Raw genomic sequence first — 17,941 nt, forward strand, 5'->3', positions numbered from 1 at the left:
TTATTTCATGGCTGACAATTTTCGAGATTATTCGTTGTATATTTGTAATTCTAACGGTGTGCTGCATATAAAAAAATCCCCCAAATGGGGGATACGTCTCATTCCAATATTTTTAAATCTTTGGCACGTTGCAGTGCTTGCACGCGATTGTTTACTCTAAACTTTCTATACAAGTTTTTTATATGCGACTTTACGGTCTCACCCGTGATGTTCAAATGGTGCGCAATCTCCTTGTTCGACAATCCGCCCGCGATCAACCGTAAAATCTTTGTTTCCTGTTCGGTCACTATTATTTTAAAAGACAGCTCATCTTCCGACGTGACATTCAACGCTAACAGCAGCTGCTTCACATAGGCTAAGGAAGCCGAGGGGGTGTTATTGCTTAAGAGAATCCCTTGCTGCACTTCCAAATATGCGGAAAGCATCTCCGCCATCATAGGACCTTCGTCAATAAAGCTGCGGATATACCCCTCTGGTTCCGCCAAATGCAAAGCGTTCCCTAGCTGATTAAGCGCAGTCTCCGTTTGACCCAAACGCATAAGCGTTATACTTTGCAGAATCAATCCCTTAATTCGATCCCGGAGACGATCTTCCTTGTGGAGTAAATGATCTAGCCGTTCTAATAGGTACAATGCATCTTCCAACCGTCCACATGCCACAAGCACTCTAGCCAAGGTCAGATGCTCTATCATACGATACAGAGAAACCTCATCCGTATGCGCCAGACCGCAGCTTTGCAACCAATCATTTGCATCTTGGACTAAGCCTTGCCGCAGGGATAGACAAGCTTGCTCCGCTTCGATATTTAACATAAATAATTCATAATCGGGGGAGTCTATCTGTGACTTCACATTCGCGAGCAGCTCTGAAGCTCGGTTTGCATTTCCTTGTGCTTGCTGAATCCGCGAAGCGCTAATGGCAATCGAAATCAAAAGCCGCGCAAAGGGCTGTACGTCCTTGCGTGAAAGTGCCTGACTTACATAGAAGTCTGCCTCTTCCAACCGATTCCACTCGTACAGCAATTTGCTATAAGAAGCTAATAAGAGACCGATAAAGGGGTATTTTTCCTTGCCACCAAAAATATGAATCCATTTCGATAAAAAAACATCCGCCGCATGAAGATCATTAATAAAAGCCAAATGATCATCAAACGCATCATAGCCTTGATATCTGTTGCGCCCCATCGTTTGAAAGAAGCTGCCTTCTGGCATATATCGTTCTACCAACTCAAAATAGGCAGACGTTCGCTCCAAGTCCTTTTGAAGATATGAGGTAATCGAACAGAAAAAATAGATATTGCCCATTGCCTGGTTCCATTGCGCATCACTCAATCTCCCCTGCATCCCTTGAAACCGGACTTCGGCTTGCTCTACTCTTCTAAAAGCGGCTTCCCATTCTCCGACTCCCAGCAATACGGATATGTAAAACATTTCAATCATCGGCTTCTCTGCAAAGGAATTTTCCGGTAAAACAGATACCCATCTATTCAACGTAACACTCTTCGATTGCATCAATGTATACAGGTTTTTCTCGATTAGCCGAACGGCATCGTCATATTGTTTTCCTTCTAAAAAATGCTCTACCGCTTCTTCATCAAATCCATGATCCTCCAACCAATTCGCCGCACGGATATGCGCTTGCCTCCATTTATCCGGATCTGATCTGGACAATATTTGCTGCAAAAAATCGGAAAGCAAATGATGATACCTATACCAATTCCTGTGATCATCAAGTGGGATAATAAACAAATTCAGCTGCTCTAGCCTTTCCAATTGCTCCTGACCATTCATTTGACCCGTTACGAACTGACACAGAGAATGATTCATCCGGCTTAAAACGGACGTTTCCAATAAAAAATTGCGCATTGACTCGGATTGATGCTGAAACACTTCTTCTAGCAAATAATCGGAGATATTATGCTGCTGACCGCTAAATTGATGAATAGACTTGGCTATATCATCACTGCGCTTTAGAGAGATCGCCGCCAGCTGCAGCCCGCTAATCCACCCCTCTGTCTGATGGAACAGCTGAGTCACTTGCTCCTTTGTTAACAATAAATCTGTCATATCTCGAAAAAAGACAAGCCCCTCATCCAGTTGAAAGCGCAAGTCCTGCATGTCGATTTGATGTAATTCTCCTTTCGCCAGAAGGCGAGTGGTAGGGATCGACAATTCAGCACGGCTTGCGATATAAAGATGGATATGAGAAGGCAAATGCTCTATCAAATAGATGAACGAATCATGAATAGTAGGAAGCGCAATGAACTGGTAATCGTCGAGAATGATCACCAGTTCGCTAGTTAAACCATTCAGTTCATTCAGCAGCGCCGTAATCACAGGCTCGAAATGTACCGAAGGACCTTTCTCAAGAAGAGACCCGACCGTCTTGCCAAATCCAGGTACTTTCTCCTGAATTGATGCGGTTATATATCTCCAGAACCTTATCCAATCATTATCCTGCCTATCAAGCGACACCCACGCAACAAGTGCACGGCATTGTTTCACCCACTCACTTAACGCCGTTGTTTTCCCGTAACCGGCCTGAGCGGAAACAAGCGTCAACTTGGCTTCCATTCCCTCATTAAGCTTGCGTATCAGCCTCGGTCTGGACACCAAAGCATTACGCCCATGGGGGATATGAAGCTTAGTACTTACAATCATTGGAATATCCTCCGTATTTACAAGATGACTGGAAATGAATTTATAGTAAGAGTGCTTCAAACACCACGATTTCTCAACTTGGAATATTCAATAATTGTATCAATGATCGTCAAATTTCACCACAAAAACTCATCTGCTCAAACAAAGCAGACCTGTCCAAGTACCCGACAGATCTGCTTATTTGTGATGATTCCAGATTTTCCGATAATTGAATCAACTGCTACGCGGCAATGGCTCATTTCTAATGCCGCACGCGTCTAACCAATTAAGCGCCATGAGTAAATTACCGGTCGAGTTCATATGGACCTGATCATAAGTGAGAACTTTCCCTTGCTGAGTCCTCAAGTACTGGGTAAAAACCTGATACTGCGGTACAAGGATCGCAGAGAACTTTTCCGCCATTTCCCTAATAATTTGGTTATACGGAAGCAGTCGCTCGTTCTTCCCATCGTTAGGATTCTCCGAGATGATCGTCGTCTCCATTAAGATCAGAGAAGCGGCCGTCTGCTTCTTCGTCTCCGTCAACAATTCGCGATACGTGTCTCTATATTGCGTAAGACTGACCTCTTTCCAATCATCGTTAATGCCGATGGACACCGATAACCAATCGGGATTTAAAGCAATAACATCCTCTTGCCAGCGTGCCTTAAGGTCCAGAATGGTCTCACCGCTTATTCCTCTGTTCTCCACCTGCAAAGAAACCGCTGGTAAACCGATCGACAGATAATCCCTTACTACCCGTACGTAGCCATTGCCGATCCCCTCCGGATCACTTTTCCTTCCGCAATCCGTGATGCTGTCTCCAATGAATACGATCCTCTGTCCTTGCTGAAATAACATCTGTCATCTGCTCCTCTTAACGACCTTCAGCCGCAGCTTCCTTGTTCGTTTCTTCAATGACCTTCGTACCGCCTTTTGCCAACCATGTTTCCTTGAACTTAGCGAAATCGGCCGTTACGTCCTTGGAGTTGACGATCAGCTTAATCATCTCCTCATTGACTAAATCATTAAGCTGAGTGGGGACGCTCGGATCCAATGCCTTCTCACTAATATTTAAGTACGCCAAAGGGTTAGGGACGGCATAATCCCCGGTAGATTTAGAAAGCGCCACGATATCTTCCTTGTTAGGCATACTGTCAGGAAGATAGTTCGAGTTCCAAGATACAAGCGCTTTAAGACTGAACGCCTTGTCTTTGGATTTTTCTTCATCCGTCATCAGCGGAACAATCTTGTCTCCATCTTTCTTATAATGAACGCCTTCGATCCCGTTAAGCATTAAATCTTGGCCTTCATCCGAGAGGAGGTAGTCCAGCAATTCCAAGGCCTTCTTCTGTTTTTCTTCCGAAATACCGGCATTAATAGACGTTTCACACCAGAAATTGTTGAAGCCGTCCATTCGTTGAATACCTGTTTTTCCTTTCATTGTACCTACCCAAGTAAAGATGGACTTCGGGTCTGCTTCCGGTTTCGCCTGTTTGAACTTGTTATAGATATCATTATAGAACGTTGCATTCGCATTATGGATAATTATTCCAACTTTTCCTGTAACGAATTTCTCAATCTTCTTGTCATCTGTGTTAAGCATGAATTCAGGATCGAGGATCTTCTCGTTGTACATCTTGTTCAAAAATGATACCGCATCCTTCATCTTGTCGGAGATAACCTCAGGCGACCATTGTCCGTCTTTATTCTCCCAGCGATCCGTGCTCGTATCGAACGCATTAAAAATCGGATATTGCCACCATACTCCGCCGGAGCTCGAAGTGTAACCATAAGTATCCTTCTTGTTATTGCCATCAGGGTCATTCTCCGTGAATGCCTTGGCAACTGCGTAGAATTCATCGAGTGTCGTCGGCACTTGCAAATGCAGCTTGTCTAACCAATCTTTGCGAATAAGAATGTTATGCCCGCTTACCGCATCCTTGCCGCTTCCTGCCTCGTTATAAATGGGAAGCGCATAATGCTTATCTCCCGTTGTCTTAGCCAGCACAGCAAAGTTAGCCAGTGACTTTTGGATGTTCGGGTACTGACCAGCATAATCTGAGATCGGAAGGATCATTCCCTCTTTAATCCATTGACGATATTGAACCGGACGGTCAATCCCATAAGAGACGAATACGTCGGGCATTTCGCCGGATGCGATCATGACATTAAGCTTTTCCTCCCAGTCATTCCATGAAGCCGTGATCGGTTTAATACGAATATTTAATTTTTCCTGCAGCTTCTTATAAATTAAGGAATCCGGTGCGTCCGCACCTTCAAACATCCAACTAAATACGGATAACTCAACAGGCTCCGATGATGGGGTAGACGTATCTTCGGTGCCGTTCGTAGACGAAGGGCTTGTAGCTGCTGTTTTCTCGTTATTGTTGCCGCCACAACCGGACAGGATGCTAACTACCGCGAATATAACCATGAATAATAAGACCAGCTTGTTACTTTTTCTAAACATGCATACCCAACTCCCCTAGTATTAGTTAGATTACTTTCTTCTCGTTAAAGGGTCAACTTTTTATTGAACCAATCATCACCCCTTTCACAAAATGCTTCTGAATGAAGGGATATACGATGATGATGGGAACGACGGAGACCATGACAACCGCATTCTTGATCGTATCGCCTAACATGAATTCTTTGCTGACGAAGCTGCCGCCGCGAGTCAGCTCCATATTGTTGTTGATGAGAATATCCCTCAGCACTATGGCTAACGGCCATAGGTCCTTGTCGTTCAGGAACAGCATCGGGACATACCAGTTGTTCCATTGTCCTACGGCAATGAACAATCCAATGGTGACCAGGGAGGGAACCGATAAAGGAAGGATAATCTGGAAAAAGATTCTCATGTATCCCGCACCGTCCATTTTGGCCGACTCTTCGAGCTCGATCGGTATGTTCTGGAAAAAAGTCTTGAGAACGATCATGTTATACGTACTTATCGCAGCCGGGATAATCATAACTGCAAGACTGTTGACCATCCCCAAGCTCTTGATTAACAAATAATAAGGGATGAGTCCCCCACCGAAGAACATTGTGAAGATGATGAAGAGGAATATCGCCGATCTTCCCGGTAAATCTTGCTTGATCAGAGGGTATGCCGTTATAGCGGTTATTAATAATTGATACAAGGTGCCTGCCGCCGTAACAAACAAGGAGACAAGCAGTGATTTAACAATCGTATCTTTAGAGAAGACATATTCGTATGCCTCGAAAGACACTTTTCCAGGAAAGAAATGAAGACTGGATTTGATTGATTCCTCATAAGGCATTATGGAACCCACTAGAACATGCCAGAAGGGATATAAAGTGATCAAAGCCATGAATAGGAGAAATAGAATGTTCAAACCATCGAAAATTTTGCCGGATAGGCTCGTCGACTTAATCATGAGGTATCGCCACCTTTAGTAAATTCCCTGACCGCTCAGCTTCTTAGCTATACTGTTAACCATTACCAACAGAACAAAGTTAATCACATTCAGGAAAAGTCCGATAGCAGTTGCTACGCTATACTTCCCTTGCGTTAGTCCGATACGGTAAACGTAAGTATCGATAACGTCGCCACTGTCGTACACCATCGTGTTGTACAGGTTAAATACTTGGTCGAATCCGCCATTCATCATGCTCCCGAAGTTTAGGATGAGCAGAATGGAGATTATGGGGACCATACTTGGCAGCGTAATGTGAGTAATTTGCTTAAACCGGTTAGCTCCGTCAACAGTTGCAGCCTCGTATAAATCCGGGTTGATGCCCGACAAAGCCGCCAAGTAAATAATGGTCCCCCAGCCGATCTCCTTCCATATGCCCGAGAGAATCAGGAGCGGTCTGAACATGCTGTTGCTCGTCAGGAAATTAACGTTCTCTCCACCAAAAGCTCTAATGATCGTATTGACAAGCCCTTCATTCGAGAGGATGGAGAAAATGATACCCGATATGGTTACCCAGGAGATGAAGTGCGGCAAATAAACAATCGTTTGGATCGAGCGCTTGAAGAGCTTATGACGCACTTCATTTAATAGAATGGCTAGCACAATAGGGGCAGGAAATCCGAATATCAATCTCAACAGGTTTATCTCGATCGTATTGCGAAATACTTGCCAGAACTTATCGGTCTCGAACAGCTTCTCGAAATGCGCGAAGCCTACCCATGGACTCCCCAGAATACCCTTTTTTATCCAGAAATCCTTAAACGCAATGGTTGCCCCATACATGGGGATGTAACTGAAGATAATTAAGAATACAACAGCCGGGAGCAGCATGAGATAGAGCGCTTTATATTTGAAAATCCGCTTCATCAAATCATTTTTAACATCCACTGTTACCGTGCTTGCTGCCATGTGTTCACTTCACCTGCTTCCTTCCGCTCGAATCCGGTGTTGTTAGATAAGGACACATTCGTACTTGTATCCGGTTCGATGTAAATATGATCCGCAGTCGTCGGAATGGTAGCCAGTCTTCTGTTGTTCTCGATGAAGATGTCCCTGCAATGGCTGACCATCAAGCTTCCCTGATAATAATCCCGGTTGGGAACGCAATTCTCGTCTCCGTCCGAATCCGTCTTGACCGCTCCCGCATTTGAATTCATGATCGCATTATCTCGAATAAACACCCGTCTGCAGGAGGATGCATAGATCGCTTGCTGCGGGCAATTCAGTATGGTGTTGTGTTCGATCCTGATCTCATTGAAGACGGGGTAGCATGTTCTTCCTTGCTCCAGGTAGACGCCCATATAGATCACGGCCATGTTCCAGTGGTTCACATCGCTGTTCTCGATCAGATTATTGCGGATCAGGACATTCTCGACGCCGAACCCCTCCGCCCACCGCGCCTCCGCACCGCATTCAATCTGAATCGCGGAGCCTTGGTTCATGTAAAAATGATTATTCTCGACCAAGCCATTGCCGGAATGAAGCAGTATGCCTCTAGCGCGGTTCTGATGAAAGAAATTGTTCCGCACGATATAGTTGCTGGAGTTGTATCTCCGATTGAATAGAATGGATTGATTGGATAGCCCGGAGGGAAGGGGGCTTTCGAACTCAATCGTGCAATGCTGGTTCCGCTCGTCCCATAGCACGCTGGCAATGCTCACAGTAATTCCAGCCGGTGACAAGTCGGTGTTACGGAACTCGATCGGATCGCCTGAGCCAAAGGGATTTCGCCATCCTTGCACGCGGCTTAATCGAATGGTTGTTTCATTGAATCTCTCGAAGCCCTGAACTGAATTATCATGAATATTTAAGCAATCGTCTCCGTTATAGCTGAAATCACAATTCTCGATTATGAAGTAGCCCTGTGAGTTGCTAACGTGACACCCGTCCGCTGTTACAGAGATACAACGGGTCGTTCCGGGACGCTTGATGATTCGGCAATGCTCCAATGCCCAATGATGCTGATCTCCGGTCGTAACGAAGGCATGGCCTGGGGCTGAATAGATCGTCACGTTCGCCATACGCAGGTGTTGATTCCCATGTAATTCAAAGGCATTCGCGTCATAAATGTAATGGCGTACGATATAGGTCTGACCTTGTTTCAGGAAATGGAAGGATTCATGCCTTGGCAGTTCAACGCGGACAATGTTGTTGCTCATCACCGAGATCTTGCCGAATAGATTCCCGTTAATCTCTCGTCCAAGCTCACAGCCTGGCGTCAACGTCCGAGGATTCATCGCATTCATCGTGCGGATAGCCAGAGCCTCCGGAACCAAGTCATACTCAGGGAAGCACAGGTCGAAGGACGATCCGTCTTCCGCAATCGCCTGCACCTGACCAATGCTTGCGAGCTGTCCTGTCTCCCAATCCCAATCCACAATGAAGTCCTGGAATATAGCCCGTTCGCAATGCCGAATGGTGAAATAAGCGGATACGGTGGAAAATATAAATTCAGATCCCCCGCCGTTAAACCGGAAATCCCGCAATCCATCGAATACCGGATGATTTCCATTCAGAAAAGGGTACACCCCTCTCGGGACGGTTAATTCCGCTACTCTCTCTTGCTTGCAATAATCAATGGCTCTCTGGAATGCTGCTTCGTTGCAACACCCTTCCTCTGCTTTCGCGCCGAAATCCGTAACACTGACTTTCTTATATTCCTTCCAAACAGGGCTGTCGATCTGTATATCCATCACACTTGATGACGCTTCATTAAAATTAAGATCCTCCAAGTAAACTTCCCCTTCCAGCCACTCTTGTCTATCTCGTTTCTTTATCTATTCTGATTATGCCATGCGCCGTCATGTGGTTATATGTACTCAGCTTGGAAACTGGGATGTAGTTTGTTACGATGTTCAAGCCATGTCAACCAGCTCAAACTAGAGTTCACACTTTCTCACTTCACAAAAAAATACCCCACGAATCGAATCGCGAGGTATTGAGCCATTTTCTATGCGTGCTAATTAATCCTGTCTTCTTGTGGTTTCATACGCTGTTTGTATTCGAATGGCGATAGACCGACATGCTTCTTAAACAGCTTGCTGAAGTGGGCATAGTCGTCGTAGCCTACTAGTCTTCCCACTTCATAGAGCGAAATATCCTTCTCCAGCAAGGCAATAGCAGCTTCAAGCCTTCTCTGGATCAGGTAGTTGATAAAGCTTTGCCCCTTCTCCTGTTTAAACAAGTGGCTTAAGTAATTCGGGCTAATATAATATTTCTGCGCCATCTCTTTGAGCGATATTCGATGTGCGAACATTCGATCAAGGCTTCGCGTAATCTCTTCTACAATCGGGAGCGCGATTACATCACCTGGCTTCTTCTTCTGTTCTTCAATCATCATCGTCATATCTTCAAGCAGGTCGTGCGGATTCCCATAATGAAGAATAAGATCCTGGGTCATTATGGGATCTATCATGTCTGAGGCGTTAATTGCTGACAGATTGGCAATAGAGACGACAAAAAGATTATAAATCTCGACAAGTCCGTTCAGATGAATACGTCTCTTGGCAATCGCTTTTTGCACGCCGAATAACGCCGCTTCCAAATGCTCCAGCCTGGATGCCTTACTGATCTGTTCCCTTAATGCAGATACCGCTGCATTCACTTTACTCTGATACTGGTAAACACCAGTCTTCCCATTCAAGATTGATGTATCAACCATTAGGTTCGATTGGTGGTAGAGTCTGCCGACTCGACTCCCCGCAACGCTTAGCGAGCTAATTCCGACATCCCATTGTCGATCTGCAGACTTACGTTTAACTTCCCTCAATAAATTTCTTACAGATAACTCAGGAATACATAACAAATATGTCCATTTGTACGAACTGACTCGCCCTCGAAAGAAGGAAATCCCGTATTGCTGAAGCAGACGATCAGCAGAACGCAAGTCTTCATCCGACATTGTTTCTTTGCTCTTCACTGTCACGAATGCATAATGCTTGTCCGATTTGAATGGTATACCGGACATTTTCAATTGTTCAACAACCTGCTGTATCGTCAAATCTTTTTCGATCCACTCCATAAACATCATGGAATGCTTATGGTCTTTCCGGATGCTCTGTTCGTTCTCCATCTCCGATAGTCGCTCCGAGCATCTTGCCAGCGTTTGCAATAATTCCTCGACGTTAACCGGTTTAAGAAGATAATTAAAACAACCGTTCTCAATAGCTTGCTTCGCGTAAGTAAATTCGCTGTACGCGCTCATGAACACAACTAACGTTCGGGGAGACACCCGGTTGACGAATGAAAGGAGATCAAGTCCATTCTTACCTGGCATTCTGATATCGCTTATGACAACATCTATATGTTTGCGTTTCAATAGGCTCTCAGCTGCGTTTACATCATTCAGCGAAGCTGCAATGTTAAACCCCGCTTTATTCCAGTCGATAATCTGCTCCATATCCTTCAGAATCCAAGGCTCGTCATCTACGAGAAGTAAGTTATACATCGTTATCCTCCTTGATTCTGAGTGGGACTGTAATCGTAACTAGCGTACCCCTGTCCTTCCAGCTCCTAATTGTTAATCCATAAGGCTCGCCATAATAAATTTGAATTCTTTTGTGAATGTTTACCAAACCGATTCCTTGACCTAATCCGCCATTATCCATAGCTGAGGAGGATATGCCTTTGAGATCGGCATCTAGACTTTCCATCTTATCCTCGCTCATTCCCATCCCGTTATCCATTACTTGAATCAGCAATTCATCCTTTTCCTTCACGATAGCCTTGATCTTAATGATCCAACGTCCGCTTTTTCCTTCAAGCCCATGGAAAAGAGAATTCTCAACCAATGGCTGTAAAATAAGCTTAACGATAGACTGGCCTCTAAGCGCAGGATCCATCGAAACTTTGAACTGCAGGCGATCTCCGAACCGTATTTTCTGAATGGCAATATATCTTTCCAGATGTTCGAGCTCTTTATAGAGCAGGACGTATTCATCAGTGCGGGTAATATAGCGGAAATAGGAGACTAAATTATCGATAGCCATGGCGACTTCTTTCTTGGCATTGGATAAAGACATTCCTCGAATGGAATGAAGCACGTTATACAAGAAATGGGCATTGATCTGGCTTTGCAGCCCGTTCAGCTGAAAGAGCTGCTTCTCCATCTCCGTCTCATGAAGCTGCTGCTGCGATCGAAGCAAATTATCCGTCAGCTTCTTGATCTGATCTAGCATATTATTATAGTGATCCTGGATCACAGTAATCTCATTCTTATAACCGAACCTCAATTTAGCGTCAAGGTCTCCGCTCGCCGCGCTATCGAAAGCATCCGCCATCTTGGTGATAGGATGAGTCAACCGAATATTAAAGGACACAACAACCAGTATAACGATAAGAATCATAAGGACTATAACCGCTATTAACGAATATTGAATGAAATTGGCCTTCTCCAACAGCTTGTCTTTATTAATCAGAGCAATAAACTTCCAATCCAGACTCTTGATCGGACTCGACTGGTACAAATAATTCACTTTGTCCATACGGACGTTGGATACTTTGTTAATCGGCTGCTTTTCAATAAGAGACTGTATTTTCTTATAATCAAACTGGTTTGTGGAGGAGCCGATAAGGTCCCCATTTTCGTTAACGATATACAGATTGGCTTTGCCATCCAAAGTGCCGGTATGCAAGATTTGCTGGATCCATTTGGTATCAAGAAGCAGAACCCCGATATAGATTCCTTGCAAATACCTATTCTGCTGTATCGATTTAACCTGCCTGAAAGCGAGTAACCCCTTCTCATTATATTTACTTTCTATAGGCGGAGAAATTTGTAATTTGTTATTCAGAAGATTGGTTTGCTTCTTGCGGCTGATATAATCCAGCATTTCTCTGGTCATCAACTGTCCTATCGAGATGATGCGAAAATCATCGGCGTTGATCATTCCGACAGCTTTAATTGTAGGATCTAACGACATGTAAGAGTTCAGGTTTCTCAACAGGGCGTCGGATTCCTGCCAGGACTTGTTCTCAACCATCATTTGTTGGACGTTTCGATTGAAGAAGATAGACTTGGATAATTGGTCTATCCGAACGAAGTATTCATCGAGGCTATTGTTAGTCTGGGTTACAAATTGATCTATATTTGCTAGAGCATTCTTCTTCATAATATTAATATACGAAAAATAACCCACTGACCCCAGTAGGAGTATGGGTAATACAGCTATGCAGATGTTGGTCACGATCATGCGGTAGCTCAATCTATATTTCTGGGTGTAAGAAATTATCTGCTTATACATGAGTGCCTCCGTGAAGTGTTTTGAAAGCGAATACATATAGACAAACAAAGCCTTTCAAGAAATGTAGTAGTCTTCATAATGTCATATTCGACAAAGATAGTCCATGTATTTTTCCATCTGAAGTACATGTTGTATTGTGGGATTATAATGATCTCCTGTACAATTGCAGATCTAACTTCAAAACCATAAAAACACATGCCAGTTCACTTGCTAAACACATGTTAGCTGAAGCTATCGAGGTGATAGATTGGTAAAGATGAAACCACATAAAACGGAGGATGAATAACAATGCAGAGATTAATCTATCATCGAGTAATCATTATTATGATGGCCCTGATGCTTGCAACAATGAGTATTCCGATGGGACTGAGTGTGTCATCTGCTGAAGAATCCCCTAACACGATGCTGCACTCGGACTTTGAGGAGGGAGGATCCTCAGCGTGGACTCCCGTCAGCGGTAATTGGAGCATTGACGAAAGCGGCAACGACACGCTATTCTTTGATGACTTTGATAATGGAAGCGCTGCCCGGTGGACAAATAACGGGGGAACCTGGTCCATTATCCAGAATGGCACTTCTCAAGCTTACCAGCAAAGCAGCGGCAATGGCGCATCCGAGATGATCGCAGGGGATCCTTCCTGGACTGATTATTCCTATGAAGCAGATGTCAAGCTCATGAGTGGCGCAGGTGCCATGATGAATTTCCGCTATCAAGATCGTCAGCATTTCTACTTTTTATACATGAGTTCAGACTACATCAGAATTATGAAACAAGACGGCAGCAATCAAGACTGGTTGAAAGCATACGATGGACCGTCCCTTAAGCTATCGGAATTTGTGCGAATCAAGGTTGAAGTCGCTGGCAATCTAATCAAGGTATACAGGGACGGAGAGTTGGTGTTATCTACTACGGATGACCCTAACTATTTTACTTCCGGGAAAATAGCACTTGCTACATGGGCAAGCGCTGCGGAATTTGATAATGTGTCGGTGAAAAGCACTTCAATGAATCACGTCTATTCGGAGTCAGATAGCAATGGCGGAGAATCCCATGCCGGAGATCTTGCTTGGTCTAATTATTCCGTACAAGCTCAAGTAACTCCAAAAGCTCTAAGTGAAGATGGCACAATAGGCATAAGCTTGCGGTATCAGGATAGCGATAACAGATACAGCATGCAGTACGCCGCTAATGGCAATATTCAAATTATTAAAATCGTGAATGGAGTGGCGACGACTCTTGCGGAAGCCCCCTATAGCATCGTACCCGGCAAGTCCTATTCATGGAAAGGCGTTGCGAGAGGCAAATATTTGGACTTCTATATCAACGACATCAAGCTGCTATCCGCTGTAGATACTGCATTTATTAGAGGTAAGATCTCGCTGCACTTGTCAAAGGCAACGGCAAGCTATGACAATATTACCGTTACCCAAGTATCGGTTCCCGTTGTTTCCGACGGAAATACAACCTATTACGTGAGCTCAAGTATGGGCGATGATGCCAATGACGGATTAAGCGAAGCTGCTCCATGGAAAACATTGAATAAAGTAAACGAAGCCTCATTCCAGGCAGGCGATAATATTCTTCTACGATCCGGAGATATCTGGAACGAACCGCTTATCCTGAAGGGCTCAGGCTCAGAGGCTCTGCCCATCACAATTGCATCCTATGGATCTGGTAATAAACCCATTATTACATGGAATGCTCCAACTGGTGGAGCGGTTGTGACGGGACATAATTTAAGCAACTGGGTTATTAAAGGGCTAGCTGTAAAGATCATCGGCTCTTCAACATTATCTTGGAGCAATATTACAGCAGGCATTCAAATTTTCTATGACAATTCAACGCTTTACAAAAATTTGCTGATCGATGGAAATGATGTATACAGTACGAATTTTAATAGCAATACGAACGGAATTATGATCTCAGCCTTCGTTCCTGGAACGGATAACAAAGAAGCAGCCAGCAATATCACGATATCCAATAATACAGTTCATGACGTGGGCTGGTATGCAATAACAACAACAGGCTGGGATACTGCGAAGAATGAAGAGCTGCGATCACAAATATTGTATGGAAATGTAAAAGTGTCCGGCAACCATGTCTACAGCATGGCCAGCCAAGGTATCGTCGTTCAGAATGCCCATAATTCCGTTATTGAACGCAATGGCGTGCATGATGGAGGGCTGGGGACTGATACTTGGGGACCTGGAGGTCTATGGTTCATAGCCTCACGTGATTCCGTCATCAAGTTTAATGAGGTCTATAACATGAAGGATGCAAGCTCCGGCTACGATGGATCAGGTATCAATGTGGATTGGAACTGCGACAACATCATTGTGCAATATAATTATTCGCATGGTAATAAAGGCAATGGCATCACAACTATGAGTAATTACGGCACCAAAATTTTGAATAATAAAGTTCAGGGCAACCAAGCGCTGCAAGCGAACGGGCGCGGCCAAATCGCTCTCGGTAATTTCACGGGAAGACCGGACCTCTCTACCGGACTTCATGACGTAGAGGTTGCGAACAATACAATTATTGTGGATCTTGATCATACGGTTGCCGTCAACACAGCCTTGAATCCTTATGGCACATGGACAGGCAATTCCATTCATGACAATAACATCATTATTAAAGAAGGGCTAAGCAGCACGGGCGTGTTCAGCATCGACCGGGATACGAGCGTGGATATCATCGATCATAACAACGTCTTTAGCGAACTATCGCAGTTCAGGTCGATCTTCCACGGGACTTCTTACGCAAGCTTGGCTGCCTGGCAAGAAGGAACAGGTTTTGATCAAGCCACTCGGGTGCTTCCCCTGGATCAGAGTTTACCTACAAGCGTCACCGAAGTTGTTGCCGTGCCCGATGGCTATGTGAAATTATCTTGGGCAGCCTCTGCAGATCAGGATGACGAAATCGCGCACTACAATATTTATAGAAGCACGGAGCCAGCATTTACCCCGGCATACTCCAACATGGTTGGTGAATCTACTTCGACTTCTTTTGTAGACCGTGAAGAGGTACAAGCCGGCACTACGTATTACTATAAAATAGAAGCCGAAGACCGGAATGGAAACATAGGCATGACATCAGCAACAGTAAGTATAACTACGGGGCCAACCATTCCGACTGTTGAACAGCCGAAAGTTGTCGACTTTATGTCATTGCGGGATGGTTATTCTTTCAACATTATAGATTTGCCTACCCTGCCTTATATAACAGGCATACCGAATATCCAGAAGGTGCAATTATATGTAGACGATATAATAGCGCAAGAACTGAAAACGCCGCCATATGCTTATACGATTACGGGTCTAAACAACGGAGAGCATCGCTTGAAATATAAAGTATATGATCAAACCGGTGCCAGCATTGAATCCAAACAGATCAGAATAATCAAGCAAGTTAATGCTTTACGCAGTTTATTCACACCAAACAAACCAATCATTGACGGAAGCCTGAATGACTGGAGCTCACCAGATTTTCACATGAATCAACGCTCCCAGGTTAAGAATATCGAGAACAATTTTTCGGATCTTTGGTCTCCGCAGAAGCTGGAAGCTGCCGGGTATACCCGATGGGATGAACAAAATCTATACATGGCTATAGAGGTTTCCGAAGATCAACATCATTTGGCAATTACGAATGCAGAAGACCTATGGAAAGGCTCAAGCGTACAAATAGCCATCGATCCAGAAAGAGGAAACGCTCCCGGTAGTAAAGGGTATACTGAATTTGCGTTCGGACTATCGGATGATGGAGAAATAATGGGGTATCGTTATCATGCCATAACCGGTAAGTCGAATGGTGTGTTTGCCGCAGGTGAAATCAAGATAACCCGTGATCATACAGCTAAGAAAACAAGCTATGAAATCGCCATTCCATGGAACGAGATTATACCTGCAGGTGTTCAGATCAAAGAAGGCTCCGCATTAGGCATTTCAATTCTGGCTAATTATAGTGACGGAAGTTTTAACAATCCGAATAATGGAGACGCCAGGAATGGTTGGATTGAGTACAATAGCGGAATCGGTGCAGGGAAAGCCCCCAATCAATATGGCTATTTGGTGCTAAGCAAGAAACCTTTTGCAGTTCCCACGCTAAGCGGAAAAACCGCAGACGGAAAGGTATTGTTAAGCTGGCTGCCGGTAGATGGCGCAACCGGATATACCCTTAAATCCGGTACGACAACCGGTGTGTACTCCAGCGTCGTTCATGTCGGGAACACAACAAATTATGAAGCAATTGGACTGGCTTTGGGTATAACCCGCTATTTTGCGATAGAAGCTTACGATTCATACGGGGAAAGTGGTCTCTCTAACGAAGTTAACTTTACCCTTGCGTCTACTTCTAACACTGTTCCGAATAACAATACGAATAGCAACAGTCCTGATAAAGCAGTTGTAGTCATTAAGGATGGAACAGCTTATGTGAAGCTCGGAATCAATCAAACGAAAGTCGATGTACCCTTGAGTGAAATCGGGGTATATCCTCTCCAGGTTCAGTTCAATCAAGCTTCAATAACCGTAAGCCAAGCGGTGCTGAATGCTTTGAAGGTGCAGGGCGGTAATATCGATGGCGCATCGGTCGAGGTACGCATGACACCTGTTGCAGATCCAGCTCTGACAGCCACGCCGATCAGCAGCGATAAGGCCCAGATCAAAGTCGCAGGTCAGGTCTACGACTTCAGCGTCTCCTTGCTTACGACCGACCAACGAAGGTTTACAGCCGAGAAATTCTCAGGCGGCATCACCATTTCTTTGCCTTATGATCGAAGCGATGTCAATGAACAGCTTCTGGGTATTTACTATTACAATGAAGTTGCAAAGCAATGGGAATATGTCGGCGGTATCGTCGATAGCGCTTTACAGCAGGTAAGCTTTACCCCACCGCATCCTGGCATCTATTCCGTTCTTGAATACAGGAAGACATTCAGCGATGTACCGTCCGGCCACTGGGCGGAGCAAATGATTCAGAATCTTGCGGCCAAGCATATTATCCAAGGTGTAACTGACTCCAAATTCAACCCATCAGGAACCACCACGCGTGCTGAATTCGTTACGCTACTGGCCAAAGCTCTACAATTGCAGAGCACCGATTCGAATGCTTCTTTTTCCGATGTAAAGTCCGATGCTTGGTACGCTAATAGTATTGCGTCTGCCGTTCAAGCAGGGATTGTTTCAGGTATAAGCACAAGCCATTTCGCACCGGAGCAACAAATTAGTCGCGCAGAAATGGTAACCATGATCATCCGCGCTCTCGGAATTCCAATAAATGTCGAAGCAACGACTCATTATGCCGATGCAAGCGATATCCCGGCATGGGCATTGCCTTACGTTGCCGCCGCTTCGGAAGCAGAGCTTGTGCGAGGAAGAAGCCATAACCAGTTTGCTCCGCAACTGAAGGCTACACGGGCAGAAGCTGCTCAGCTCATTTACAACCTGCTCGGCTACATCGAAGATAAACAACGCTAATCGAATATTGACCGCTTCTGTAGAGTAGAGAACAGAAATTTCATTGGAGGGCGAAAGCCCTCCTTTTACTTGTATTGTATAGGAAGATTGCAGCTAACCTCGGTGCCGGACTAGATCTGGCGTTAGATCAACTGAA

9 protein-coding genes are annotated in these 17,941 nt (G+C 44.7%); 1 reads left to right on the forward strand and 8 read right to left on the reverse strand.

Annotation, left to right across the window (positions count from 1 at the left end):
- Positions 1-98 precede the first annotated feature (98 nt).
- The 8 genes from EKN16_RS18540 to EKN16_RS18575 form a co-directional block, all read right to left on the reverse strand.
- Positions 99-2,660: a winged helix-turn-helix domain-containing protein gene (locus tag EKN16_RS18540; protein WP_125660446.1), complete on the reverse strand. Its 2,562-nt coding sequence runs from the start codon at positions 2,658-2,660 to the stop codon at positions 99-101.
- 213 nt (positions 2,661-2,873) lie between these two features.
- The gene (locus tag EKN16_RS18545) at positions 2,874-3,500 is read right to left on the reverse strand and encodes an SGNH/GDSL hydrolase family protein (RefSeq protein WP_125660449.1); all 627 of its coding nucleotides are present in this window, start codon (positions 3,498-3,500) and stop codon (positions 2,874-2,876) included.
- A 16-nt stretch (positions 3,501-3,516) separates the two neighbouring features.
- Positions 3,517-5,112: an extracellular solute-binding protein gene (locus EKN16_RS18550; RefSeq protein WP_125660452.1), complete on the reverse strand. Its 1,596-nt coding sequence runs from the start codon at positions 5,110-5,112 to the stop codon at positions 3,517-3,519.
- Between the two features lie 52 nt (positions 5,113-5,164).
- Positions 5,165-6,043: a carbohydrate ABC transporter permease gene (locus EKN16_RS18555; RefSeq protein ID WP_221226871.1), complete on the reverse strand. Its 879-nt coding sequence runs from the start codon at positions 6,041-6,043 to the stop codon at positions 5,165-5,167.
- 15 nt (positions 6,044-6,058) lie between these two features.
- Entirely contained in the window at positions 6,059-6,991 is a 933-nt protein-coding gene (locus EKN16_RS18560; protein WP_125660455.1) for an ABC transporter permease, read from the reverse strand.
- On the reverse strand, positions 6,973-8,814 hold the full coding sequence (locus EKN16_RS18565; protein WP_125660458.1) for a right-handed parallel beta-helix repeat-containing protein: 1,842 nt from the start codon (positions 8,812-8,814) through the stop codon (positions 6,973-6,975). Before EKN16_RS18565 ends, EKN16_RS18560 begins: the two co-directional genes overlap by 19 nt.
- A 227-nt stretch (positions 8,815-9,041) precedes the next feature.
- A complete protein-coding gene (locus EKN16_RS18570; protein WP_125660461.1) occupies positions 9,042-10,529 on the reverse strand; it encodes a response regulator transcription factor in 1,488 nt (495 codons plus the stop codon).
- Positions 10,522-12,192 (reverse strand): sensor histidine kinase, encoded by a 1,671-nt coding sequence (locus EKN16_RS18575; RefSeq protein ID WP_221226870.1) that lies wholly within the window; start codon positions 12,190-12,192, stop codon positions 10,522-10,524. Before EKN16_RS18575 ends, EKN16_RS18570 begins: the two co-directional genes overlap by 8 nt.
- A gap of 420 nt (positions 12,193-12,612) precedes the next feature.
- Here EKN16_RS18575 and EKN16_RS18580 point away from each other — a divergent pair, with 420 nt between their 5' ends.
- Positions 12,613-17,805: an S-layer homology domain-containing protein gene (locus EKN16_RS18580; protein ID WP_125660467.1), complete on the forward strand. Its 5,193-nt coding sequence runs from the start codon at positions 12,613-12,615 to the stop codon at positions 17,803-17,805.
- The last annotated feature ends 136 nt before the right edge of the window (positions 17,806-17,941 follow it).

This window comes from Paenibacillus baekrokdamisoli, from assembly GCF_003945345.1.
Taxonomy (GTDB): Bacteria; Bacillota; Bacilli; order Paenibacillales; family Paenibacillaceae; genus Paenibacillus_Z; species Paenibacillus_Z baekrokdamisoli.

Excerpts from the sequence above, each read along its gene's own strand:
- EKN16_RS18540 (WP_125660446.1), bottom strand. The coding sequence starts at position 2,660 with ATGATTGTAAGTACTAAGCTTCATATCCCCCATGGGCGTAATGCTTTG.
- EKN16_RS18545 (WP_125660449.1), bottom strand. The coding sequence starts at position 3,500 with ATGTTATTTCAGCAAGGACAGAGGATCGTATTCATTGGAGACAGCATC.
- EKN16_RS18550 (WP_125660452.1), bottom strand. The coding sequence starts at position 5,112 with ATGTTTAGAAAAAGTAACAAGCTGGTCTTATTATTCATGGTTATATTC.
- EKN16_RS18555 (WP_221226871.1), bottom strand. The coding sequence starts at position 6,043 with ATGATTAAGTCGACGAGCCTATCCGGCAAAATTTTCGATGGTTTGAAC.
- EKN16_RS18560 (WP_125660455.1), bottom strand. The coding sequence starts at position 6,991 with ATGGCAGCAAGCACGGTAACAGTGGATGTTAAAAATGATTTGATGAAG.
- EKN16_RS18570 (WP_125660461.1), bottom strand. The coding sequence starts at position 10,529 with ATGTATAACTTACTTCTCGTAGATGACGAGCCTTGGATTCTGAAGGAT.
- EKN16_RS18575 (WP_221226870.1), bottom strand. The coding sequence starts at position 12,192 with ATGAAGAAGAATGCTCTAGCAAATATAGATCAATTTGTAACCCAGACT.
- EKN16_RS18580 (WP_125660467.1), top strand. The coding sequence starts at position 12,613 with ATGCAGAGATTAATCTATCATCGAGTAATCATTATTATGATGGCCCTG.